At 64.8% G+C, this 20,799-nt stretch carries 26 protein-coding genes and 1 tRNA gene; 1 reads left to right on the top strand and 26 read right to left on the bottom strand.

Going from position 1 to position 20,799, the window contains the following annotated elements:
- Window positions 1–130: 130 nt before the first annotated feature.
- The 7 genes from U5775_RS16620 to U5775_RS16590 all read right to left on the bottom strand — a co-directional run bounded on the left by U5775_RS16620 (window position 131) and on the right by U5775_RS16590 (window position 5,398).
- Window positions 131–206, bottom strand: a tRNA-Thr gene (locus U5775_RS16620).
- Between the two features lie 18 nt (window positions 207–224).
- The gene (locus tag U5775_RS16615; protein WP_322059177.1) at window positions 225–725 is read right to left on the bottom strand and encodes a ClpXP protease specificity-enhancing factor; all 501 of its coding nucleotides are present in this window, start codon (window positions 723–725) and stop codon (window positions 225–227) included.
- A gap of 91 nt (window positions 726–816) precedes the next feature.
- A complete protein-coding gene (locus tag U5775_RS16610) occupies window positions 817–1,428 on the bottom strand; it encodes a glutathione S-transferase N-terminal domain-containing protein (RefSeq protein ID WP_027797364.1) in 612 nt (203 codons plus the stop codon).
- 114 nt (window positions 1,429–1,542) lie between these two features.
- Window positions 1,543–2,325, bottom strand: a complete 783-nt coding sequence (locus U5775_RS16605; RefSeq protein WP_322059240.1) for a cytochrome c1 — start codon at window positions 2,323–2,325, stop codon at window positions 1,543–1,545.
- Between the two features lie 24 nt (window positions 2,326–2,349).
- Entirely contained in the window at window positions 2,350–3,735 is a 1,386-nt protein-coding gene (locus U5775_RS16600; RefSeq protein ID WP_322059176.1) for a cytochrome bc complex cytochrome b subunit, read from the bottom strand.
- Window positions 3,735–4,355 (bottom strand): ubiquinol-cytochrome c reductase iron-sulfur subunit, encoded by a 621-nt coding sequence (gene petA, locus U5775_RS16595; protein WP_322059239.1) that lies wholly within the window; start codon window positions 4,353–4,355, stop codon window positions 3,735–3,737. Before petA ends, U5775_RS16600 begins: the two co-directional genes overlap by 1 nt.
- Window positions 4,356–4,651: 296 nt before the next feature.
- Entirely contained in the window at window positions 4,652–5,398 is a 747-nt protein-coding gene (locus U5775_RS16590; protein ID WP_322059175.1) for a Nif3-like dinuclear metal center hexameric protein, read from the bottom strand.
- A 19-nt stretch (window positions 5,399–5,417) separates the two neighbouring features.
- Between U5775_RS16590 and U5775_RS16585 the strand changes: the two genes are divergently transcribed.
- Window positions 5,418–6,635, top strand: coding sequence for a Do family serine endopeptidase (locus U5775_RS16585; protein ID WP_322059174.1), 1,218 nt, complete (start codon window positions 5,418–5,420; stop codon window positions 6,633–6,635).
- Window positions 6,636–6,729: 94 nt separating this feature from the next.
- Here U5775_RS16585 and tatC read toward each other — a convergent pair whose 3' ends face one another.
- The 19 genes from tatC to U5775_RS16490 form a co-directional block, all read right to left on the bottom strand.
- Window positions 6,730–7,512 (bottom strand): twin-arginine translocase subunit TatC, encoded by a 783-nt coding sequence (gene tatC / locus U5775_RS16580; protein WP_322059173.1) that lies wholly within the window; start codon window positions 7,510–7,512, stop codon window positions 6,730–6,732.
- 57 nt (window positions 7,513–7,569) lie between these two features.
- Window positions 7,570–8,139 (bottom strand): Sec-independent protein translocase protein TatB, encoded by a 570-nt coding sequence (gene tatB, locus U5775_RS16575; RefSeq protein ID WP_322059172.1) that lies wholly within the window; start codon window positions 8,137–8,139, stop codon window positions 7,570–7,572.
- Between the two features lie 49 nt (window positions 8,140–8,188).
- Window positions 8,189–8,434 (bottom strand): Sec-independent protein translocase subunit TatA, encoded by a 246-nt coding sequence (gene tatA / locus U5775_RS16570; protein ID WP_322059171.1) that lies wholly within the window; start codon window positions 8,432–8,434, stop codon window positions 8,189–8,191.
- Between the two features lie 286 nt (window positions 8,435–8,720).
- Window positions 8,721–9,089, bottom strand: coding sequence for a histidine triad nucleotide-binding protein (locus U5775_RS16565; protein WP_322059170.1), 369 nt, complete (start codon window positions 9,087–9,089; stop codon window positions 8,721–8,723).
- A 70-nt stretch (window positions 9,090–9,159) separates the two neighbouring features.
- Window positions 9,160–9,564, bottom strand: coding sequence for a hypothetical protein (locus U5775_RS16560; RefSeq protein ID WP_322059169.1), 405 nt, complete (start codon window positions 9,562–9,564; stop codon window positions 9,160–9,162).
- A 20-nt stretch (window positions 9,565–9,584) separates the two neighbouring features.
- Window positions 9,585–9,953 (bottom strand): phosphoribosyl-ATP diphosphatase, encoded by a 369-nt coding sequence (locus U5775_RS16555; RefSeq protein ID WP_110388464.1) that lies wholly within the window; start codon window positions 9,951–9,953, stop codon window positions 9,585–9,587.
- A complete protein-coding gene (gene hisI / locus U5775_RS16550; RefSeq protein WP_322059168.1) occupies window positions 9,950–10,375 on the bottom strand; it encodes a phosphoribosyl-AMP cyclohydrolase in 426 nt (141 codons plus the stop codon). Before hisI ends, U5775_RS16555 begins: the two co-directional genes overlap by 4 nt.
- A gap of 4 nt (window positions 10,376–10,379) precedes the next feature.
- Complete coding sequence (gene hisF, locus U5775_RS16545; RefSeq protein WP_322059167.1) at window positions 10,380–11,153, bottom strand: imidazole glycerol phosphate synthase subunit HisF; 774 nt, start codon at window positions 11,151–11,153, stop codon at window positions 10,380–10,382.
- Between the two features lie 131 nt (window positions 11,154–11,284).
- Complete coding sequence (gene hisA / locus U5775_RS16540) at window positions 11,285–12,037, bottom strand: 1-(5-phosphoribosyl)-5-[(5-phosphoribosylamino)methylideneamino]imidazole-4-carboxamide isomerase (protein WP_322059166.1); 753 nt, start codon at window positions 12,035–12,037, stop codon at window positions 11,285–11,287.
- A 171-nt stretch (window positions 12,038–12,208) separates the two neighbouring features.
- The gene (gene hisH / locus U5775_RS16535; RefSeq protein WP_322059165.1) at window positions 12,209–12,850 is read right to left on the bottom strand and encodes an imidazole glycerol phosphate synthase subunit HisH; all 642 of its coding nucleotides are present in this window, start codon (window positions 12,848–12,850) and stop codon (window positions 12,209–12,211) included.
- Between the two features lie 15 nt (window positions 12,851–12,865).
- Window positions 12,866–13,453, bottom strand: coding sequence for an imidazoleglycerol-phosphate dehydratase HisB (gene hisB, locus U5775_RS16530; protein ID WP_028218451.1), 588 nt, complete (start codon window positions 13,451–13,453; stop codon window positions 12,866–12,868).
- 86 nt (window positions 13,454–13,539) lie between these two features.
- Window positions 13,540–14,616 (bottom strand): histidinol-phosphate transaminase, encoded by a 1,077-nt coding sequence (gene hisC, locus U5775_RS16525; RefSeq protein WP_322059238.1) that lies wholly within the window; start codon window positions 14,614–14,616, stop codon window positions 13,540–13,542.
- Window positions 14,617–14,875: 259 nt separating this feature from the next.
- Complete coding sequence (hisD, locus tag U5775_RS16520; protein ID WP_322059164.1) at window positions 14,876–16,195, bottom strand: histidinol dehydrogenase; 1,320 nt, start codon at window positions 16,193–16,195, stop codon at window positions 14,876–14,878.
- Between the two features lie 61 nt (window positions 16,196–16,256).
- On the bottom strand, window positions 16,257–16,955 hold the full coding sequence (hisG, locus tag U5775_RS16515) for an ATP phosphoribosyltransferase (protein ID WP_322059163.1): 699 nt from the start codon (window positions 16,953–16,955) through the stop codon (window positions 16,257–16,259).
- Window positions 16,952–18,214, bottom strand: a complete 1,263-nt coding sequence (gene murA / locus U5775_RS16510) for a UDP-N-acetylglucosamine 1-carboxyvinyltransferase (RefSeq protein WP_322059162.1) — start codon at window positions 18,212–18,214, stop codon at window positions 16,952–16,954. The genes hisG and murA overlap by 4 nt, the downstream gene beginning before the upstream one ends.
- Before the next feature lie 108 nt (window positions 18,215–18,322).
- Complete coding sequence (locus tag U5775_RS16505; protein WP_028213298.1) at window positions 18,323–18,562, bottom strand: BolA family protein; 240 nt, start codon at window positions 18,560–18,562, stop codon at window positions 18,323–18,325.
- Between the two features lie 27 nt (window positions 18,563–18,589).
- On the bottom strand, window positions 18,590–19,345 hold the full coding sequence (locus U5775_RS16500; protein ID WP_322059161.1) for an ABC transporter permease: 756 nt from the start codon (window positions 19,343–19,345) through the stop codon (window positions 18,590–18,592).
- Window positions 19,342–20,268 carry an ABC transporter ATP-binding protein gene (locus U5775_RS16495; protein WP_322059160.1) on the bottom strand — a complete coding sequence of 309 codons (927 nt, stop codon included), beginning with the start codon at window positions 20,266–20,268 and terminating at the stop codon, window positions 19,342–19,344. The genes U5775_RS16500 and U5775_RS16495 overlap by 4 nt, the downstream gene beginning before the upstream one ends.
- Window positions 20,269–20,549: 281 nt before the next feature.
- On the bottom strand, window positions 20,550–20,795 hold the full coding sequence (locus U5775_RS16490; RefSeq protein ID WP_322059237.1) for a lipid asymmetry maintenance protein MlaB: 246 nt from the start codon (window positions 20,793–20,795) through the stop codon (window positions 20,550–20,552).
- Window positions 20,796–20,799: the final 4 nt, after the last annotated feature.

Raw genomic sequence — 20,799 nt, 5'->3', positions numbered from 1 at the left:
CATCGAAGTCACGCACTTTCATCTCGGCCCCCGCCAAACCAAATTGAGCCAATCTGGTTACACAGCGGTTACATGAAGCCAATAGTGAAAAGTGGTCACAAGAAAATTTTCTGTAACCCCTTGATTTTATTGGTGCCGGCTGCAGGACTCGAACCCGCCACCTGATGATTACAAATCAACTGCTCTACCAGATGAGCTAAGCCGGCGTAGCCCGCTATTCTACTTCATTTCACGATCTTGAGGTGGCCCTTTCCGCCCTTCGCGGCGCCGTCGTCGCCCTTGTCCTTCTCGGGAGCAGCGACTGCCGGCTCCGGCGCCGATGCCTCATGCGCCGCACCCGCATCAACGGGCGCCGCCTCTTCGTCATGCCCTTCCTGCGCCGAGGGCAGCACGTCGTCGGCATCGCCCGGCGGGGCGTCGACGGGAAACGCCATGCCCTGGCCGTTCTCGCGCGCGTAGATCGCGAGCACGTTCGAGATGGGCACCTCGATCTTGTGCGACTTGCCGGAGAAACGGGCGTGGAACTCGATCATCTCGTTGCCCATCTGCAACTGGCTCGTGGCCTCGAAGCTGATGTTCAGCACGATCTCGCCGTCGCGCACGAACTGGCGCGGCACGCGCGTCCGGTTGTCGACCCGCACCGCGATATGCGGCGTGAAGCCGTTGTCGGTGCACCACTCGTACAGCGCGCGCAGCAGGTACGGCTTGGTGGAAATCTCTTGCATCAACAATCCTCTGACGAGGCGGCACGCCCAACTGCCAGTAATTGAACCGGCCATTCAGCCAGCGCCGGCCGCCTCCTGTTACAACACCGGCTTAGCGGCGCATCACCTTTTCCGAAGGCGTCAGCGCTTCGATATAGGCCGGACGGCTGAAGATACGCTCGGCGTACTTCATGAGCGGCGCGGCGTTCTTCGACAGCTCGATCCCGTAATGATCCAGACGCCACAGCAGCGGCGCGATCGCGACGTCGAGCATCGAGAACTCTTCGCCGAGCATGTACTTGTTCTTCAGGAAGATCGGCGCGAGCTGCGTGAGGCGGTCGCGAATCGCGAGGCGCGCCTTCTCGTGGTTCTTCTCGGCCGCCTTGCCCTTCTCGTTTTCGAGCGTGCTCACGTGCACGAACAGTTCCTTCTCGAAGTTGAGCAGGAACAGGCGCGCGCGGGCGCGCTGGACCGGATCGGCCGGCATCAGCTGCGGGTGCGGGAAGCGCTCGTCGATGTACTCGTTGATGATGTTCGACTCGTACAGAATCAGGTCGCGCTCGACCAGAATCGGCACCTGACCGTACGGATTCATCACGGCGATGTCTTCCGGTTTGTTGAACAGGTCGACGTCGCGGATTTCGAAGTCCATGCCCTTTTCGAACAACACCAGCCGGCAGCGCTGGGAGAACGGGCAGGTAGTGCCGGAGTACAGAACCATCATGATTTACATTTCCTCAATAAACCCAAAAGGCCGGCGGGCAAAAACACCGTCTGACGGTCGCTGGACTGTCAGGCGGAGTCTCGTCTCACCGGCCCCACGTCGGTCAGGACGTGATTATTTGATATCTTTCCAGTACGCAGCGTTCAGTCGCCACGCGAAAAAGCTCAGCACGCCAAGGAACAGGAGCACCCAGACGCCAAGCTGCTTGCGGGTTTTCTGCTCCGGCTCGGCCATCCAGCCAAGGTAGGCAACCAGGTCGGCCACGTCAGAATCATAATCCACCGGTGAAAGCTGTCCCGGTGTGACCTGTTGGTACCCCACAAAACGGTGGACCTTCTCCCCCGTTTCCTCGTCCACCGTGTCCTCGAACTTCGCCGTGCGCACGCCCTGCAATTGCCAGAGCACGTTGGGCATGCTCACGTTCTCGAACACCATGTTGTTCCAGCCGGTCGGACGCGTGTCGTCGCGGTAGAAGCTGCGCAGATACGTGTACAGCCAGTCGCGCCCTTTCGCGCGCGCTTCCACGGAGAGGTCCGGCGGCGCCACGCCGAACCACGCCTTGGCGTCGTCCGGGCGCATCGCGATGGACATCGTGTTGCCGACTTTGTCGGTCGTGAACAGGAGATTATCTTCGATCTGCTTCTGCGGGATGCCAATAGCTTCCAGCCGGCTGTACCGCATCAGGTTCGCGCTATGGCAATTCAGGCAGTAGTTTACAAACAACTGCGCGCCATGTTGCAGCGAAGCAAGATTTTCCCCGTTATCGGGTGCGCGGTCGAGCGGAATGTTTTCCTGCGCCGCCGCCGATCCCGCCCCCAATCCCAGTGCGCATGCCAGCGCCAGGCCGGCGACACCCGTACCGGTTGCCCGTGCGAGCGTCGAAAAGAGAGATTTCATCATCATGTCTTCCTCGCTCGCTGATTAATGGGGCTTGAACCGCACGCGTTCGGGCGGCTGCTTGAAGGTGCCAAGCCGCGTCCAGAACGGCATGCCGAGGAAGAATGCGAAATAGACGAGCGCGCAGATCTGGGCGATCAGCGTCGCCGCCGGTGACGGTGGGCGGGTGCCGAGGAAGCCGAGCGTCAGGAACGCGAGCACGAAGATCCCAAGAAACACTTTGTGGAACAGCGGCCGGTAGCGGATCGACTTCACCGGCGCGCGGTCGAGCCACGGCAGAAAGAAGAGCGAGATCACCGCCGTGCCCATCACCACGACGCCCCAGAACTTCGACTCGGTGAAGAACATGGCGAGGATCACGAGTATCGCCAGCACCGGGAGCCCTGCCTTCCACTTGCCGCGCGCGCGCACGAGCGCGAGCAGGCCGAGCAGCGCGATCACGATCATCAGGACGATCTTGAACGGGTCCGTGGTGGCGCGCAGCATCGCGTAGAACGCGGTGAAGTACCAGACCGGCGCGATCTCGGGCGGCGTCTGCAGCGGGTTGGCCGGGATGAAGTTGTTCGCTTCGAGGAAGTAGCCGCCCATTTCCGGCGCGAAGAAGATGATCGCCGCGAAGATCATCAGGAAGATGCACACGCCCATGAAGTCGTGCACGGAGTAGTACGGATGAAACGGGATGCCGTCGAGCGGAATGCCGTCCGCATCCTTTTTCTCCTTGATCTCGATGCCATCGGGGTTGTTCGAGCCCACTTCATGGAGCGCCACGACGTGCGCGATCACGAGCCCGATCAGCACGAGCGGGATCGCGATCACGTGGAACGCGAAGAAGCGGTTGAGCGTGACGTCCGAGACCACGTAGTCGCCGCGAATCCACAGCGAAAGATCCGGGCCGATGAAGGGAATCGCCGAGAACAGGTTCACGATCACCTGCGCGCCCCAGAACGACATCTGGCCCCACGGCAGCAGATAGCCGAAGAACGCTTCGGCCATCAGGCACAGGAAGATCGCGCAGCCGAAGATCCAGACGAGTTCGCGCGGCTTGCGGTATGAACCGTACAGAAGCCCGCGGAACATGTGCAGATAGACGACCACGAAGAACATCGAGGCGCCCGTGGAGTGCATGTAGCGGATCAGCCAGCCCCACGGCACCTCGCGCATGATGTACTCGACCGACGCGAACGCGAGCGTCGAGTCGGGCTTGTAGTTCATGGTGAGGAAGATGCCGGTGACGATCTGGTTCACCAGCACCAGCAGCGCGAGCGAGCCGAAGAAGTACCAGAAGTTGAAATTCTTCGGCGCGTAGTATTCGGAGACGTGCGCTTTCCAGGTCGACGTCATCGGAAAGCGCTTGTCGATCCAGCCGGCCAGACCCGTCGTCGTGACCTCTTTGTCGTGTCCCGTGGCCATCACGCTTCTCCTTTTTCGTCCTTGCCGATCACGATCTGCGTCGGGGACGTGAACATGTAGCGGGGGATGTCGAGGTTCTGCGGCGCGGGCTTGTTCTTGAACACGCGGCCGGCGAGATCGTAGGTGGAGCCGTGGCACGGGCACAGGAATCCGCCGGGCCAGTCGTCGGGCAGGTTGGGCTGCGGACCCTCCTGGAAGCGCGGCGTGGGCGTGCAGCCCAGATGGGTGCAGACGGCCACCGCCACGAGGATGTTCTGGTGCTCGGCGCGCGAGCGGTATTCGTTCTTGCAGTAATCCGGCATCGGCATGGAGAACGGATGCTCGGAGTTCGGGTCCGCCAGCTCGGGGTCGGCCTTCTTGCAGTCGGCCAGCATGCGCTCGGTGCGGTTCAGGATCCACACGGGCTTGCCGCGCCAGGCCACGGTCATCATCGAGCCGGGTGCGAGCCCGGTGATGTCGACTGCGACCGGCGCGCCGGCGGCGCGGGCTTTTTCGGATGGTGCAAACGAAGCTACGAACGGTACGACAGTGGCTACGCCTCCTATGCCACCTGCTACGGACGTCGCAATCAGCCAGGTACGGCGGCTGCCATCGACGCGGTCGTTCTCATTGTCTCGCATCACATCGCCCCACTTCTGAGTTGGATTTTTCCGTCACGCCAGCTTACCCGCGGTGCTGCCGAACGCTAGTTTGCGCGAATGGAGTTGGCATTTACAAGGGGCGTTTGCCCAAAAGCGCGCGAAGTCCTTGATAACTCGGGGTTTTCCCCCAGAAAACGGGGTCATTTTCTTTTCGTTTTTTAAATACCCGTTGAACAAGTTGAGCCGATGCGCGTCGTCGCGCATCGTTCGGGCAAAGCGAAAAAGGCGGCCGCTTGCTCAAGCCGGCCGCCTGCTGGATGAGCGATGAGGCTCGCTCAAACCGGATTGTGGATATCAATGAAAAGATGCTCGATGTCGAACGCCTCCGCGAGATGCGCGCCCACCGCCTGCACGCCAAAGCGCTCGGTCGCGTGGTGGCCCGCGGCAAGGAACGCCACGCCGCTTTCGGCTGAGGTATGCGTGGTCGGCTCGGAAATCTCGCCGGTCAGGAAGACGTCGGCGCCCGCCTCGATCGCCGCGTCGAAGAGGCCTTGCGCCGCACCCGTGCACCAGGCCACGTGGCGCAGCTCCCAGTCGGGGTCGCCGAGCACGAGCGGCGTGCGGCCCAGCGTCTGCTCAACTTGCGCCGTGAAGTGCGCGAGCGTGATGGGCATCGGCAGCGTGGTCATCCAGCCGAGATCCTGGTCGCCGAAGCGTTTTTCGCCGATCCAGCCGAGCTTGGCGCCCAACTGCGCGTTATTGCCGAACTCGGGATGGCTGTCGAGCGGCAGATGGTAGGCAAAGAGATTGAGGTCGTTCGCCATCAGCGCTTTCATGCGGTGGTACTTGCGCCCCGTGATCTGGGGCGGCTCGTTGCGCCAGAAATAACCGTGGTGAACCAGTACGGCGTCGGCGCCCCATTCCAGCGCCGCCTCGAGGAACGCGAGCGAGGCCGTCACGCCGGTCGCGATTTTCTCCACGCGCCGCCGGCCCTCGACTTGCAGGCCATTCGGACAGTAGTCCTTGAACCGCGCGGATTCCAGAAGATTGTTCAGATACAATTCCAATTCGATCCGATCCATATAATCCTCTAATCTTCAGATGCTTAGACGCTTTTGGCTGTTCTTCGCCCAGGCGGTGACGGTCCTGCTGGCGTTGATGTTCATCATCGCGACGCTCAAGCCGCAATGGCTCCAGCATCAGGGGCAACTCGGCAAGCAACTCGCGGAGCCGATCGTTGCGCTGCGCGAGGTGGCGCCGGGCATCGGCGGCGGTCCCGCCCAGGGGTCCTATGCGGACGCCGCCCAGAAGGCCATGCCCGCGGTCGTCAACGTGTTCTCGAGCAAGGACGGGTCGCTGCCGCCCGATCCGCGCCAGAACGACCCGCTATTTCGCTACTTCTTCGGCAATCCCAACAACAACCGCAAGCAGCAGGAGCAGCCTGCCGCGAACCTGGGCTCGGGCGTGATTGTCAGCCCGGATGGTTACATTCTAACGAACCAGCACGTGATCGACGGCGCGGATCAGATCGAAATCGCGCTCTCCGACGGCCGCACCACCAACGCGAAGGTGATCGGCATCGACCCGGAGACCGATCTCGCCGTGCTCAAGATCAACCTGCCGAACCTGCCCACCATCACGCTCGGACGCATGGACCAGGCGCGCGTGGGCGACGTCGTGCTCGCGATCGGCAACCCGTTCGGCGTGGGCCAGACCGTCACGATGGGGATCATCAGCGCGCTCGGGCGCAATCATCTCGGCATCAACACGTTCGAGAACTTCATCCAGACCGATGCGCCCATCAACCCGGGCAACTCAGGCGGCGCGCTCGTGGACGTGAACGGCAACCTGCTCGGCATCAACACGGCCATCTATTCGCGCTCGGGCGGCTCGCTCGGCATCGGCTTCGCCATTCCCGTCTCCACGGCGCGTAGCGTGCTGGAGAGCATCATCACGACGGGCTCGGTCACGCGCGGCTGGATCGGCGTGGAGCCGCAGGACGTGACGCCCGAGATCGCCGAATCGTTCGGGCTGAACCAGAAGCAAGGCGCGATCGTCGCCGGCGTGCTTCAGGGCGGTCCCGCCGACAAGGCCGGCATCAAGCCCGGTGACGTCCTGACCGCGGTGAACGGCGAGGAGATCACCGACACCACGCGTCTCCTGAACGTCATCGCGCAGATCAAGCCGGGCACCAGCGCCAAGGTCCACCTCGTGCGCAAGAACAAGGACATGGACCTCGACGTGATGATCGGCAAGCGCCCGCCGCCGCCGAAGCAGCCCGCGAACCAGGACGACGAAGGCGACGACGACGGAGGCTGAGCCTTCACGAATACACAGTCCCCAGAAGCGCAAAAGGCCGCGAACGTCACCGTTCGCGGCCTTTTCTTTCGGTCTTTGGTTTAGGAGCGTGGCTTCAGCTAGTTGCCTCGCTCTCGTCGCTGGCTTTCTTCTCGCCGCTCCCGACGAACAATCGCGCCGCAATAATCCCCGCCTCGTACAGCACGATCAGCGGCAGCGCGAGAATGAGCTGCGAGAACACGTCCGGCGGCGTGACGACGGCGGCAACAATGAACGCGCCAACGATCACATAAGGACGAATCTCCTTGAGCTTCTTCACCGTGAGCACGCCCATGCGCACGAGCAGCACGACGATGATCGGCACCTCGAAGGTCACGCCGAACGCCAGGAACATCGTGAGCACGAAGCTCAGGTAATTGTCGATATCGGTCGTCATCTCCGCGCCGAGCGGCGCGTTGTAATGCGCCATCACGCGGAAGATGGTCGGAAACACGACGAAGTACGCGAACGCCATGCCGCACAGGAACAGCGTGTAGCTGCTCCCCACCAGCGGCGCGACGAGCTTCTTTTCGTGCTGATAGAGGCCCGGCGCCACGAACGCCCAGATCTGGTAGAGCACGAATGGCAGCGCGATCACGAAGGCGACGAGCATCGTCACTTTCATCGGCACGAAGAACGAGCCGGTCACGTCGGTGACGATCATCTTGCCGTCGCGCGGCAGGTTCTGCATCAACGGGCGCGCGAGCAGCCTGAAGATGTCCGGCGCCCAGTACACGAGCCCGACGAACACGACGATCACGGAAATGCCCGCGCGAATGATGCGGTCGCGCAGCTCGACGAGGTGCGAGATGAAGGTCTCTTCAGTGCCCTCGTCCTGTGTTTGTTGGGGGTCGCTCACACCGGCCCTCGGGGGTTGGAGATGGACAAGTTCACACTCGACTGCGGTATGGGGGCATCAGAAGAAGCGCGTAGGCCGGCGCAGGCTGGCCGGCGTATGCTGCGCGACGCGCGCGGCGCCAGATTGCACGCGCGTGCGCCGCAGCGTTGCACGCTTGTACCATGTGGGCGTTGCCGTTTGCTTCACGCGCCAGTTCTTGCGTTTGACGCCTGCCGCGCCCGCGTTGCCCGTGCGCCATGACGTGACGCCCGAACCGTCGGCAATGCCGGACGCGTCCGGCACAGCGCCCGGCGCTCCATCGGCACCTGCGACGCCGCCCGCGATGCTGGGCGCCCCGCCCATACCCACGTTCCAGGCCTCGTTCAGCTCGGTTTCCTGCTTGCGCAGGTTGTCGTGCACGGTCTTCTCGACGTTATGCGCGGCCTGTTCGAATTCGCCCTTCATGCGGCGCAACTCGTCCAGTTCGATCTCGCGCGTGACTTCCGCCTTGACGTCGTTGATATAGCGCTGCGCGCGGCCGAACAGGGCGCCGGCCGTGCGCGCGACGCGCGGCAGCCGCTCCGGTCCGAGAACGACCAGCGCGACGACGCCGATCAGCGCCATCTTGGTTAGACCCAGATCGAGCATGAATGGAGCTTTCCGTCAGCCTTGGGGCGGGAAATGACGACTGCCGCGCTTAGCGGTAGTCGTTCGAACGCGGGGTCTTGTCCTTGGCGTCGACATCGACCGTGCCGCCGTTCTTCGGCAGTTCGCGCTTTTGCGTATCGGCGCCGGCGGACTCTTCGCCTTCGCGCATGCCTTCCTTGAAGCCCTTCACCGCACCGCCCAGATCGCTGCCGATATTGCGCAGCTTCTTCGTGCCGAAGACAAGCGCCACGATCAACAACACGATCAGCCAGTGCCAGATGCTCAACGAACCCATGATCAAAACTCTCCTTAACCCCGTTGCCGCGCCTCATGCGCGGCGAATAAACATTGGCGCGCGACCGCGCGTCATGACGCCCCTGCCCGCCGGTCGTATCGACCATGTCGACCGCATCGGCTGGTCCGGCGCGGCGCCATGCTTGTGGTGCCAGCCGGGTTGCCGGACTGTGTGCCCGGTATGCTACCTGTAAGGTATGGCGGCTGCGTGGCAATGCGCCCTTTTTTCAGCCGCCCCTTCGTGTTCCGCCGTCTTGCCGTGCAAGCGCCCGGCCTGGCTCACCCCACTACCCCATGCGCTGCCACGGACGCGGTCCGGCCAGCAAATGCGCATGCAGGTGATAGACCTCCTGGCCGCCGCCGGGCCCCGTGTTCACCACGGTGCGGTAGCCGGTCTCGCCGCCCGTGTACGACACGCCCAGCTCCCTCGCCAGCCGCGCAACCAATACAAACATTCTACCAAGCAGCGGGGCCTCGTTTTCACCGCAGTCCGCGAGGGTGGGTATATGTCGGCGCGGAATAACCAGCACATGAGTTTGCGCCGCGGGCCGGATGTCCCGGAACGCGACGAACTCGTCGTCTTCGTAGACGCGCGTGCTGGGAATCAGGCCGTCGGCGATCTTGCAAAAGAGACAGGTGCTGCGGTCGTGACTCATGGTGCTCCTGGGCAGCCGTACGAGGAGAGAGCGTACCGGGTTCCGCGCGCGGTTCCGGTGCGCCGCAGCGTCAGAGCCAGGCGCGCGGATCGGCGAGCGGCTTGTTGTCGTGCAGGTACAGCCAGCCTTTAATGATACGGTACAACGTCCAGATTGCGACAGCCCACAAAATCGGAATGCCGATCACCAGAAGAAACAGCGCGATGCCGATCAGATGCCCGGCCAGCCCGAGCCAGAACGTGCGGATCTGCCACGTGAAATGCTGCTCGTAGGGCGTGCCCGCCGCTTCGTCGCGCTTCACGTAATTGATGATGATCGCTATGAGCACGGTCACGCCGCCCGTGAGCCAGTAGAACGCGTAGAGCCCGTAAAGGACGTGCGTGAGGGTGCGCAGGCTGCGCAGACGATCCGCGTCGAGCGGATCGCGCTCCGGCGTGCGGCAGGCAGGAGGCGGATAACCGTCGGGCGTGGACATGGGGGGCGCCTCCCTGAGGCTCAGTCGCCGTTCTCTTCGCGCTCGCGGCTCTTGCGCAGTGCCTTCTCTTCGAGGCCCGAGAGCCCTTCGCGGCGCTCCAGTTCCGCCAGCACGTCGGCGGGGCTCAGGTCGAAGTGCGAGAGCGTCACGAGGCAGTGAAACCACAGATCGGCCATTTCGCCGACCAGCGCCTTGGGCGCGCCGCCCTGACGCACGTCCTTCGCGGCCAGCACGACTTCGGTCGCCTCTTCGCCCACCTTCTTGAGCACGGCGTCATCGCCCTTGTGAAACAGGCGCGCGACGTAGGAAGCGTCCGGGTCGCCGCCCTTGCGGCTGTCGATCACCGCCGCGAGGCGCAGCAGGGTGTCGTTGGTGTTCAGTTGCGTCATTTGTAGATGTGTTCGGGGTCTTTCAGCACGGGATCGACGGTGACCCAGCGGCCTTCGTCGACGGTGCCTTCGAATTGCTGGAAAAAGCACGAGTGACGGCCCGTGTGGCAGGCGATGCCCGATACCTGCTCGACCTTGAGCAGCACGACGTCTTCGTCGCAGTCGAGGCGGATGTCATGCACGTGCTGCACGTGGCCCGACTCCTCGCCCTTGAACCACAGGCGCTGACGCGAGCGCGAAAAATACACGGCGCGGCGCAGCTCCACGGTCTTGGCAAGCGCTTCGCGGTTCATCCACGCGAACATCAGCACGTCGCCGGTGTTGAATTCCTGGGCGATCACGGGCACGAGGCCGTTGGCGTCCCAGTTGACCTGGTCGAGCCAGCCGGCCTTGGCAAGATCGTTCGTTTCAGCGTTGCTCATGGCCTCAGATCCTCACCGAAATGCCCTGGTCGGCCATGAAGCGCTTGGCCTCGCCGACGGTGTGCTCGCCGTAGTGGAAAATGCTCGCCGCCAGCACGGCGTCGGCGTGGCCCTTGACGATGCCGTCCGCGAGATCCTGCAGGCCGCCCACGCCGCCCGAGGCGATCACGGGAACCGACACCGCGTCGGACACCGCGCGCGTGAGATCGAGATCGAAGCCGCTCCTGGTGCCGTCGCGGTCCATGCTCGTGAGCAGGATCTCGCCCGCGCCGAGCTCGGCCATCTTGCGCGCCCATTCGATGGCGTCGATGCCGGTGGCCTTGCGCCCGCCGTGCGTGAAGACTTCCCAGCGCGCGGTTTCGCCCGGCGCCGAGGTGCGCTTCGCGTCGATCGCGACGACGATGCACTGCGAGCCGTATTTGTCGGCGGAATCGCGCACGAGCTGCGGATTGGCGACCGCCGACGAGTTCATGCTGACCTTGTCGGCGCCCGCGTTGAGCAGGCGCCGCACGTCGGGCACGGCGCGCACGCCGCCGCCCACCGTCAGCGGAATGAAGACCTGCGAGGCCACCGCTTCGATGATCGGCAGGATCAGGTCGCGCTGGTCCGAGGTGGCCGTGATGTCGAGAAAGGTGAGCTCGTCGGCGCCCTGGTCGTCGTAGCGGCGCGCGATTTCGACGGGGTCGCCCGCGTCGCGCAGCTCGACGAAGTTGACACCCTTGACGACCCGTCCGGCCGTCACGTCGAGACAGGGAATGATGCGTTTGGGTAGAGCCATGATCTTGCCGATATTGCCGATGTTCCGGGGCGTGCCGGGGCCGCAAGCTACGCCCATTGTCGCGCGATAGCGGTTATCGCGAAATTAGCCGGCGAACGAACCGCCGGGAGCGGCGGCTCGCCGCCCGACGCTTACGCGTCGTCCGATTCGCGCAGGCTGTCCGCGTGCGTTTGCGCCTGGGCGAAATCGAGGTCGCCCGAGTAGATCGCGCGGCCGCAGATCACGCCTTCGATGCCTTCGTCCTCGACTTCGCAGAGCGCGTCGATATCGGCGAGATTCGAGAGGCCGCCGCTCGCGATGACCGGAATCTTCACCGCGCGCGCGAGGCGCACCGTGGCTTCGATGTTGATGCCCTGGAGCATGCCGTCGCGGCCGATGTCGGTGTAGATGATCGACTCGGCGCCGTAGTCCTCGAACTTGCGCGCGAGATCCACGACTTCGTGGCCCGTGAGCTTGCTCCAGCCGTCGGTGGCCACCTTGCCGTCCTTCGCGTCGAGTCCGACGATGATATGGCCCCCGAACGCCGTGCAGGCTTCCTGGAGGAAGCCCGGGTTCTTGACCGCCGCCGTGCCGATAATCACGTACGAGAGGCCGTCGTCGAGATAGCGCTCGATGGTGTCGAGGTCGCGGATGCCGCCGCCAAGCTGCACGGGGATCTGGTCGCCCACTTCGCGGATGATCTCGCGAATCGCGTCTTCGTTCTTCGGCTTGCCTGCGAACGCGCCGTTCAGGTCGACGAGGTGCAGACGCCGCGCGCCGCGCTCGACCCAATGTCGGGCCATGGCCGCCGGTTCCTCGGAGAAAATCGTCGCCTGGTCCATATCGCCTTGTTTGAGGCGTACGCAGTGACCGTCTTTGAGATCGATGGCCGGAATCAGCAGCATAGCAATCGGGTGATGTCTGGGAAGGGGTTGAAATCAGCCGGCAACGATCGGGAAATGCCCTCGATCCGACGCCGTTTCGCTAGTTTAGTACAACTCTTTCGGCGGCCTTGCTGATGTAAATCGGCTGGGGCACACATGCGCGTGAGCCCTGCCGGCAACGCCGCGCGTGAATTACGGGTTCCAGTGGACGAAGTTGCGATAGACGCGCAAACCCGCCGCGGCGCTTTTTTCCGGGTGGAATTGGGTGGCGAAGATGTTATCCCGCGCCACCGCCGAGGTAAAGGCCGCGCCGTAAGGCGTTTCGCCCACCGTGTGGGCCGCGTCGGCCGGCACCACGTAGTAGCTGTGCACGAAGTAAAAGAAGCTTTCGTCGGGCACGCCGTCCCACAGCGCGTGCGCGCGCGACTGGCGCACGCGGTTCCAGCCCATCTGCGGCACCTTGAAGCGCGAGCCGTCGTCCTGGAGCCGGCCTTCGAGCTCGAAGCGCACGACCTTGCCCGGCAGGAGGCCCAAGCCCTTCGTGTCGCCCTCGGCGCTCCAGTCGAACAGCATCTGCTCGCCCACGCACACGCCCATCAGCGGCTTGGTGCGCGAAGCTTCGAGCACGGCGTCCTGCAGGCCCGATTCGGCGAGGCTGCGCATGCAGTCGGGCATCGCGCCCTGGCCCGGCAGCACGACGCGGTCGGCTGCGCGGATCGCCTCCGGACGCTCGACGATCTGCACGTCGGCTTCGGGCGCGGCCTGCTTCAGCGCCTGGGCCACCGAACGCAGGTTGCCCATCCCATAATCCACAATCGCAATTGAAGTTTTCATCTCGATAAGCGCCGCTTACAGGCTGCCCTTCGTCGACGGAATCTTGCCCGCCTGACGCTCGTCCAGCTCGGCGGCCTGACGCAGCGCGCGGCCGAAAGCCTTGAACACGGTTTCCATCTGATGATGCGCGTTCAGGCCGCGCAGATTGTCGATATGGAGCGTCACGCCCGCGTGATTGACGAAGCCGCGGAAGAATTCGATCGAGAGGTCGACGTCGAACGTGCCGATGCGCGCGCGCGTGAACGGCACGTGGAACTCGAGGCCCGGACGGCCCGAGAAGTCGATCACCACGCGCGAGAGCGCCTCGTCGAGCGGCACGTAGGCATGGCCGTAGCGGCGGATGCCCTTCTTGTCGCCGATCGCCTGCGCGACCGCCTGGCCCAGCGTGATGCCGACATCTTCCACCGTATGGTGGTCGTCGATATGGGTATCGCCATGCGCCTCGACTTCCAGATCGATCAGACCGTGTCGCGCGATCTGGTCGAGCATGTGGTCGAGAAACGGCACGCCGGTCGCGAGCTTTTGCTCGCCGGTGCCGTCCAGATTGAGTTTCACGCGGATTTGCGTTTCGCTGGTGTTGCGAACGACTTGCGCGACGCGCATGGCAATTTCCTTCAAACAGCCCGTAACAGGAGGGTTTTAGACAACGAAGTCCGAAGCGCTGCACGCTTCGGACCGGCAGGGACGATTCACTTGAGCACGAGCTTCAGCGCGGCGAGCAATTGCGCGTTTTCGTCGGGGGTCCCGACGGTCAGGCGCACGCAATTCGTCAGCAATGGGTGCATTTTACTCACGTTTTTGATCAAAACCCGCGCCGTCAACAGCGTATCGAACACGGCGGAGGCATCGGGCACGCGCACCAGCAGGAAGTTGCCGGCGCTTTCGAACACTTCGGCGCCCGGCAATTTCGCCACGGCGGCGGCCAGCAGCGCCCGATCAGCGCGCAACTGGGCGGCCTGCGCGTCGAGCACGTCGATGTGATCGAGCAGGAAATCGGCGGCCGCCTGGGTGAGCACATTCACGTTATACGGCGGGCGCACCTTGTCGAATTCGTTGAGCCAGGCGGTGCGGCCCGCGAGGTAGCCCAGGCGGATGCCCGCGAGCCCGAGCTTGGACATCGTGCGCATCACGACCACGTTGTCGAACGCGCCCGCGCGCGGCATCCAGCTCGCCTGCGCGAACGGCTGATAGGCCTCGTCGATCACGACGAGGCCGCCCACGGCGCCCGCGGCTTCGATGATGCGTTCGATGTCGGCGTCGGCGAACAGCGTGCCGGTCGGGTTGTTCGGATACGCGAGCCAGATCACGGCCGGCTTGTGCGCGGCGACGGCGGCCAGCATGGCCTCGGTGTCGAGCGCGAAATCGGCCTTGAGCGGCACGCCGACGAACTCCAGCTGCGCGAATTTCGCCGCCATCGCATACATCACGAAACCCGGCACCGGCGCGAGTACCTTCGCGCCCGGCTTCGCGCACGCCGTCGTGATCATGCTGATGATTTCGTCCGAGCCGTTGCCGAGCAGCACGTCACACTCGGGCGGCACGCCCATCGCGGTCTTGAGCTTCGCCATGAGCGCCTCGGGGCGCGGCGCGGGATAGCGGTTGAGCGCCACGCCCGCGAGATGCTCGCCCAGTTGCGCCGCGAGCCCGGCGGGCAGCGAGTACGGGTTCTCCATGGCGTCGAGCTTCACGAAGCCGGCGGCGTCGGGGACCGGATAGCTCGTCATGGCGAGCACATCGGGGCGGATGATGTCTTGTGGTGTCGTCATTGTCGATGGGCTCGCGCGCGAGGCGCGGAGCCGGCACGGACGGCCCGCGGGACCGGGGCGCGAGGGCCACAGGGCTGCGGGACCGTCCTGGTTGGCGCCCGTTTCGGTGTCGGGCGCTCGGGTTACTTCGGTGTTCCAGGCATCGGGCTCTGGCGTGCGGCGCGGCGCGCGCTCGCCTTCCTTCTGCATCGATGCCTGCAAACGTCTCCTCAGGGGGTGCGGCGCACACGAAGCTGCGCCGCCGCGTCTCCGTTCTGCTTCAGCCCTGCTTCATGCGGTACTCGGCGCTGCGCGCGTGGGCCTGGAGGCCTTCGCCGTAGGCGAGTTCCGCGGCGATCTCGCCGAGCGTCTGCGCGCCTTCCGCGCTCACCTCGATGAGGCTCGATCGCTTGATGAAATCATAGACGCCGAGCGGCGATGAGAAACGTGCGGTACGAGACGTAGGCAGCACGTGATTCGGTCCCGCGCAGTAGTCGCCGAGGCTCTCGCTCGTATAGCGGCCGAGGAAGATCGCGCCCGCGTGGCGGATTTCGGCGCCCCACTTCTGCGGCTCGAGCGCCGAGATTTCGAGGTGCTCGGGCGCGATGTCGTTGGCGATCGCGCAGGCTTCGGCCATGTCGCGCACCTTCACGAGCGCGCCGCGGTTCGTGAGCGAGGTGGCGATGACTTCGGCGCGCGGCATGCTGGGCAGGAGTTCCTGGATGGCGTCTTCCACGCGCTTGATGAACGCTTCGTCGGGGCACAGCAGGATCGATTGCGCGAGCTCGTCGTGCTCGGCCTGCGAGAACAGGTCCATCGCGACCCAGCGCGGATCGGTCGTGCCGTCGCACAGCACGAGGATTTCGGAGGGACCGGCGATCATGTCGATGCCGACCGTGCCGAACACGCGCCGCTTGGCCGAGGCCACATAGGCGTTGCCGGGGCCGCAGATCTTGTCGACGGCCGGAATCGTGCGGGTGCCGTAGGCGAGCGCTGCAACGGCCTGCGCGCCGCCGATCGTGAACACGCGGTCGACGCCGCCGAGCAGCGCCGCGGCCAGCACGAGCGGGTTCTTCACGCCGTCGGGCGTGGGCACGACCATGATGATCTCGCGCACGCCCGCGACGCGCGCGGGGATCGCGTTCATCAGCACGGAAGACGGATACGCGGCCTTGCCGCCGGGCACGTAGAGACCCACGCGGTCGAGCGGCGTGACCTTCTGGCCGAGCACGGTGCCGTCGGCTTCGGTGTACTGCCAGCTATGCGAGCCGCACTCGATGCGCTGCTTCTCGTGGTAGCCGCGCACACGCGCGGCCGCCGCTTCGAGCGCCGCGCGCTGCTTCGGTTCGAGACTTTCCAGCGCCGCCTCGAGTTCGCTGATCGGCAGCTCCAGCGCATCGACGCTCGTGGCGTTCAGGCGGTCGAAGCGGTTCGTGTAGTCGAGCACGGCGGCGTCGCCGCGCGCCTTCACATCGGCGAGGATTTGCGCGACCGAGCGCTCGATGGCCTCGTCTTCGCTCGCCTCGAAGGCGAGTACAGCGTGCAGCGCCGCCTTGAAGCCTGCGGCGCTGGAGTCGAGTTTGCGCATCGTGATAGCCATGCTGATATCCATCCGTAACGGTTGTGTGCGCGGCGCATCGGGCGCCGCGCGGGCGCATCGATCACGCCGACTGCATGCCTCGCGACGCGCGTTCGAACGCGTCGAGGAACGGCCGCAGCGCGGCGCGCTTCAACTTGAGCGCCGCCTGGTTCACGACGAGGCGCGAGGAAATCTCCATGATCTCCTCGACCTCGACCAGATTGTTCGCGCGCAGCGTGCCGCCCGTGCTGACGAGGTCGACGATCGCATCGGCAAGGCCGACGAGCGGCGCGAGCTCCATCGAGCCATAGAGCTTGATGAGGTCGACGTGCACACCCTTGGCCGCGAAGTGCTGGCGCGCGGCTTCCGTGTACTTGGTCGCCACGCGCAGGCGCGCGCCCTGGCGCACGGCGTTCGCGTAGTCGAAGCCCGACTTCACGGCCACCGAGAGACGGCAGCGCGCGATGTCGAGATCGATCGGCTGATAGAGCCCGCCGCCGCCGTGTTCGAGCAGCACGTCCTTGCCCGCCACGCCGAAGTCGGCCGCGCCGTACTCCACATAGGTGGGCACGTCGGTCGCGCGCACGATGATGACGCGCAGGTTCGGGTCGGTCGTCGGCAGGATCAGCTTGCGCGAGGTTTCCGGGTCTTCGGTCACTTCGACGCCCGCGGCCGCGAGCAGCGGCATCGTCTCTTCGAAGATGCGGCCTTTCGAAAGCGCCAGCGTGAGCGGCGCACCGGCGGCGGCGGCCGGCGTGGGCCTGGATTCGACCGTGCTCATGCCGCGTTCCCCTTGATGCGCTTCACGTTGGCGCCGAGCTTGTTGAGCTTCGCTTCCATACGGTCGTAGCCGCGATCGAGGTGATAGATGCGGTCGATCAGCGTCTCGCCTTCGGCGCACAGGCCGGCGATCACGAGGCTCGCCGAAGCGCGCAGATCGGTGGCCATCACCTTCGCGCCCGAGAGCTTCTCGACGCCAGCAACCAGCGCCGTCTTGCCGTCGATCGTGATGTGGGCGCCCAGGCGGTTGAGCTCCTGCACGTGCATGAAGCGGTTCTCGAAGATCGTCTCGACGACCTGCGAGGTGCCGTCCGCGATCGCGTTGAGCGCCATGAACTGCGCCTGCATGTCGGTCGGGAACGCCGGATATTCCGCGGTGCGCAGATTCACGGCGCGCGCGCGCTCGTGCATGCGCACGCGCATCCAGTCGTCGCCCTCTTCGATCGTCACGCCCGCTTCGCGCAGCTTGTCCGTGACGGCGTCGAGAGTGTGCGGGCGCACGTGGCGCAGCGTAACGTCGCCGCCCGCGGCCGCGACCGCGCACAGGAACGTGCCCGCTTCGATACGGTCGGGAATCACGGTATGCGTCGCGCCGTGGAGCTTGTCCACGCCCTGGATCACGAGGCGGTCGGTGCCGATGCCTTCGATCTTCGCGCCCATCGCGACGAGCAGATGCGCGAGGTCGCCCACTTCGGGCTCGCGCGCGGCGTTCTCGATCACCGTTTCGCCTTCAGCGAGCACGGCGGCCATCAGCAGGTTTTCCGTGCCGGTGACCGTGATCATGTCGGTGACGATGCGCGCGCCCTTCAGGCGCTTCGCGCGCGCCTCGATGAAGCCGTGCTCGATGTTGATCTCGGCGCCCATCGCCTGCAGGCCCTTGATGTGCTGATCCACGGGACGCGCGCCGATCGCGCAGCCGCCCGGCAGCGACACCTTTGCCTCGCCGAAGCGCGCGACGAGCGGCCCGAGCACGAGGATCGACGCGCGCATGGTCTTCACGAGCTCATAAGGCGCGACGAGGTTGTCGACCTTCGAGGCGTCGAGCTGCACGCGGTTGCCGTCCTGCTCGCTGCGCACACCCATCTGGCCCAGCAGCTTGAGCGTGGTGCGCACGTCCTGGAGGTCGGGCACGTTGTCCAGATGAACGGGCTCCGCGCTCAAGAGGCCGGCGCAGAGAATGGGCAGCGCCGCGTTCTTCGCACCGGAAACGGTCACTTCCCCCGCGAGCTGCTGCCCGCCGACGATGACGAGTTTATCCATGCCTGAGGTTTCCTGATCGGTGCGGCCGGCTTGCGGGGTCGCGTCGTGTTGAGGGGCGCCGCTCGCGGCGGCGCCATTGTCCTGGGTGATTCGCACTGAGATTCCAGATTATGCGTTCTGCCATTCGGCGGGCGTGAGCGTCTTCATGCTGAGCGCGTGGATTTCCTCGCGCATGCGCTCGCCGAGCGCCGCATAGACGAGCTGATGGCGCTGGATCAGGCGCTTGCCGTCGAACGCCGACGAGACGATCGTCGCGAAGAAGTGCTGACCGTCGCCCTCGACTTCGAGATGCTCGCACGCGAGTCCTGCCGAGATGTACTGCTTGACCTGTTCCGGAGTCGGCAACATGGTGTGGGGCTCCTGCCTGAATTGCATTTAGTGGCGCAGCTTGTAGCCGCTCGCGAGCAGACGCATCGCGATAACGGCCAGCACCACGAAAAAGACGAAAACGATCGCGAGACTTGCGAACGGATTAATGTCGGACAAGCCGAAAAAACCGTAGCGGAAGCCGTCGATCATGTAGAAGAACGGGTTCAGCCGCGACACCTCGCGCCACACCGGCGGCAGCGTATGCGTCGAATAGAACACGCCCGAAAGGAACGTGAGCGGCATGATGAGGAAGTTCTGAAACGCCGCGAGCTGGTCGAACTTCTCGGCCCAGATCCCGGCGATCAGGCCGAGCGTGCCGAGGATCGCCGAGCCCAGCACCGCGAAGCCGATGATGTAGAGCGGCGCGGCGAAGCTCATCGGGATGAACCAGATCGTCACGACGAACACGCCCGCGCCAACGGCGAGGCCGCGCACGATCGAAGCGAGCACGTAGGCTCCAAACATCTCCCAGGCGGCCAGCGGCGGCAATAGAACGAATACGAGATTGCCCGTGATCTTCGACTGAATGAGCGACGACGACGAGTTCGCGAACGCGTTCTGCAGCACGCTCATCATGACGAGGCCCGGAATCAGGAAGCTCGTGTACTCGACGCCCGGATACACCTCGACGTGGCCGCGCAGCGCGTGGCCGAAGATCGTCAGATAGAGCAGCGCGGTAATGACCGGCGCGAGCACGGTCTGGAAGGCGACCTTCCAGAAACGCAGCACTTCCTTGTAAAACAGCGTACGGAAGCCGCTCATGCAAGCCCCTCGATCACTTCAGGACCATTCATCACCTGCACGAAGACATCCTCCAGATCGGCCTTGCGCACTTCCATTTCTTCCAGTTTGCAGCCGTTCGCGCGGCACAGCGCGAGGATACGCTCGACGTCGTCGTAGCTCGCGAGGCGCAGCAGATGGTGGCGCTCATTGACGTTCGACGGATCGACTTCGAGCGCGCGCAGCTCGGCCGGCAGCACGCCTTCCGAGAAACGCACGAAGAGCTGCGTGCCCGCGAAGCGCTGCAAGAGCGTGCTGGTGCGCTCGAGCGCCACCACCTCGCCGCGCCTGAGCATGGCGATGCGGTCGCACAGCTCCTCGGCTTCTTCGAGGTAGTGCGTCGTGAGCACGATGGTGTGGCCTTCGCGGTTCAGGCGCGCGATGAACTTCCAGAGCGTCTGGCGCAGCTCGACGTCCACGCCGGCGGTGGGCTCGTCGAGCACGATCACGGGCGGGCGATGCACGAGCGCCTGCGCGACCAGCACGCGGCGCTTCATGCCGCCCGAGAGCGCGCGCATGTTCACGTCGGCTTTTTCGGTGAGGTCGAGATTGGCCATGACCTCGTCGATCCACGCGTCGTTGTTGCGCAGACCGAAATAGCCCGACTGGATGCGCAGCGTCTCGCGCACCGTGAAAAACGGATCGAACACGAGTTCCTGCGGGACGACGCCGAGATTGCGGCGCGCGTTGCGATAGTCGCGGACGACGTCGTGGCCGCGCACTTCGATCGAGCCTTCGTCGGCTCGCGCGAGGCCGGCGAGAGCGCTGATGAGCGTCGTCTTGCCCGCGCCGTTCGGGCCGAGCAGCCCGAAGAACTCGCCTTCTTCGACCGTGAAGCTGACGCCCTTGAGCGCCTGGAGCTCTTTATAGCGCTTCTTGACGTTACGGATTTCTATGGCTGGCATGACTCGGGCGCCGCCCGTCATGGACGGCGCGGCGGATAAATGCATCAATGCTGCGGGGAGGACCGGAATTTGGGGACGGCTCGTACCGCCTTCGAAGCCCCCGAAAACCGGGGCAACGCCAAAAAACGTTTGATTATAGGCCAAGTCGCAAAGCCCGGCCTGGGCTCAGTCTGGACTTGAAAGCGGAAGCGGCGGCGTGCGGCGATCGGGCCCGAGCGGCGGCGCTCGACGGACGGGGTCCGGTGTTGTGGCCGCGGTGTAGCCGTGAAGGCCGCCGCGCGTCAATGTCGCTCGTGAAGGAGCGATTCGACGCCGTAAGCGCGCGCGAGGGACGCGAGCGCGGCAGGAAGATTGAGCACGCTGAGGGTGACGCCGCGCTCGTGCGCGGCGCGCTGCCAGGCGATCAGCACGGCAAGCGCCGAGGAGTCGAACTGCGTGAGCGCCGCGCAATCGACGGCGCTGGCACCCGCCGAGATCTGCGCGAGCCCCGCCGAGAGCGCGGCCGTCGCGCTCTCGTGGGTCAGCATGGCG

This window comes from Paraburkholderia sp. J63 (genome assembly GCF_905220245.1).
Taxonomy (GTDB): domain Bacteria; phylum Pseudomonadota; class Gammaproteobacteria; order Burkholderiales; family Burkholderiaceae; genus Paraburkholderia.
This window is presented reverse-complemented; position numbering and strand designations above follow the sequence as displayed.

Excerpts from the sequence above, each read along its gene's own strand:
- U5775_RS16505 (WP_028213298.1), bottom strand. The coding sequence starts at position 18,562 with ATGTTGCCGACTCCGGAACAGGTCAAGCAGTACATCTCGGCAGGACTC.
- U5775_RS16565 (WP_322059170.1), bottom strand. The coding sequence starts at position 9,089 with ATGAGTCACGACCGCAGCACCTGTCTCTTTTGCAAGATCGCCGACGGC.
- U5775_RS16495 (WP_322059160.1), bottom strand. The coding sequence starts at position 20,268 with ATGCCAGCCATAGAAATCCGTAACGTCAAGAAGCGCTATAAAGAGCTC.
- U5775_RS16490 (WP_322059237.1), bottom strand. The coding sequence starts at position 20,795 with ATGCTGACCCACGAGAGCGCGACGGCCGCGCTCTCGGCGGGGCTCGCG.
- tatB (WP_322059172.1), bottom strand. The coding sequence starts at position 8,139 with ATGCTCGATCTGGGTCTAACCAAGATGGCGCTGATCGGCGTCGTCGCG.
- petA (WP_322059239.1), bottom strand. The coding sequence starts at position 4,355 with ATGCGAGACAATGAGAACGACCGCGTCGATGGCAGCCGCCGTACCTGG.
- hisG (WP_322059163.1), bottom strand. The coding sequence starts at position 16,955 with ATGAGCACGGTCGAATCCAGGCCCACGCCGGCCGCCGCCGCCGGTGCG.
- U5775_RS16590 (WP_322059175.1), bottom strand. The coding sequence starts at position 5,398 with ATGGATCGGATCGAATTGGAATTGTATCTGAACAATCTTCTGGAATCC.
- U5775_RS16560 (WP_322059169.1), bottom strand. The coding sequence starts at position 9,564 with ATGTCCACGCCCGACGGTTATCCGCCTCCTGCCTGCCGCACGCCGGAG.
- murA (WP_322059162.1), bottom strand. The coding sequence starts at position 18,214 with ATGGATAAACTCGTCATCGTCGGCGGGCAGCAGCTCGCGGGGGAAGTG.
- hisF (WP_322059167.1), bottom strand. The coding sequence starts at position 11,153 with ATGGCTCTACCCAAACGCATCATTCCCTGTCTCGACGTGACGGCCGGA.
- U5775_RS16605 (WP_322059240.1), bottom strand. The coding sequence starts at position 2,325 with ATGAAATCTCTCTTTTCGACGCTCGCACGGGCAACCGGTACGGGTGTC.
- hisD (WP_322059164.1), bottom strand. The coding sequence starts at position 16,195 with ATGGCTATCACGATGCGCAAACTCGACTCCAGCGCCGCAGGCTTCAAG.
- U5775_RS16555 (WP_110388464.1), bottom strand. The coding sequence starts at position 9,953 with ATGACGCAACTGAACACCAACGACACCCTGCTGCGCCTCGCGGCGGTG.
- hisC (WP_322059238.1), bottom strand. The coding sequence starts at position 14,616 with ATGACGACACCACAAGACATCATCCGCCCCGATGTGCTCGCCATGACG.
- U5775_RS16585 (WP_322059174.1), top strand. The coding sequence starts at position 5,418 with ATGCTTAGACGCTTTTGGCTGTTCTTCGCCCAGGCGGTGACGGTCCTG.
- hisB (WP_028218451.1), bottom strand. The coding sequence starts at position 13,453 with ATGCGCGTCGCGCAAGTCGTTCGCAACACCAGCGAAACGCAAATCCGC.
- hisI (WP_322059168.1), bottom strand. The coding sequence starts at position 10,375 with ATGAGCAACGCTGAAACGAACGATCTTGCCAAGGCCGGCTGGCTCGAC.
- hisA (WP_322059166.1), bottom strand. The coding sequence starts at position 12,037 with ATGCTGCTGATTCCGGCCATCGATCTCAAAGACGGTCACTGCGTACGC.
- hisH (WP_322059165.1), bottom strand. The coding sequence starts at position 12,850 with ATGAAAACTTCAATTGCGATTGTGGATTATGGGATGGGCAACCTGCGT.
- tatA (WP_322059171.1), bottom strand. The coding sequence starts at position 8,434 with ATGGGTTCGTTGAGCATCTGGCACTGGCTGATCGTGTTGTTGATCGTG.
- U5775_RS16615 (WP_322059177.1), bottom strand. The coding sequence starts at position 725 with ATGCAAGAGATTTCCACCAAGCCGTACCTGCTGCGCGCGCTGTACGAG.
- U5775_RS16500 (WP_322059161.1), bottom strand. The coding sequence starts at position 19,345 with ATGAGCGGCTTCCGTACGCTGTTTTACAAGGAAGTGCTGCGTTTCTGG.
- U5775_RS16600 (WP_322059176.1), bottom strand. The coding sequence starts at position 3,735 with ATGGCCACGGGACACGACAAAGAGGTCACGACGACGGGTCTGGCCGGC.
- U5775_RS16610 (WP_027797364.1), bottom strand. The coding sequence starts at position 1,428 with ATGATGGTTCTGTACTCCGGCACTACCTGCCCGTTCTCCCAGCGCTGC.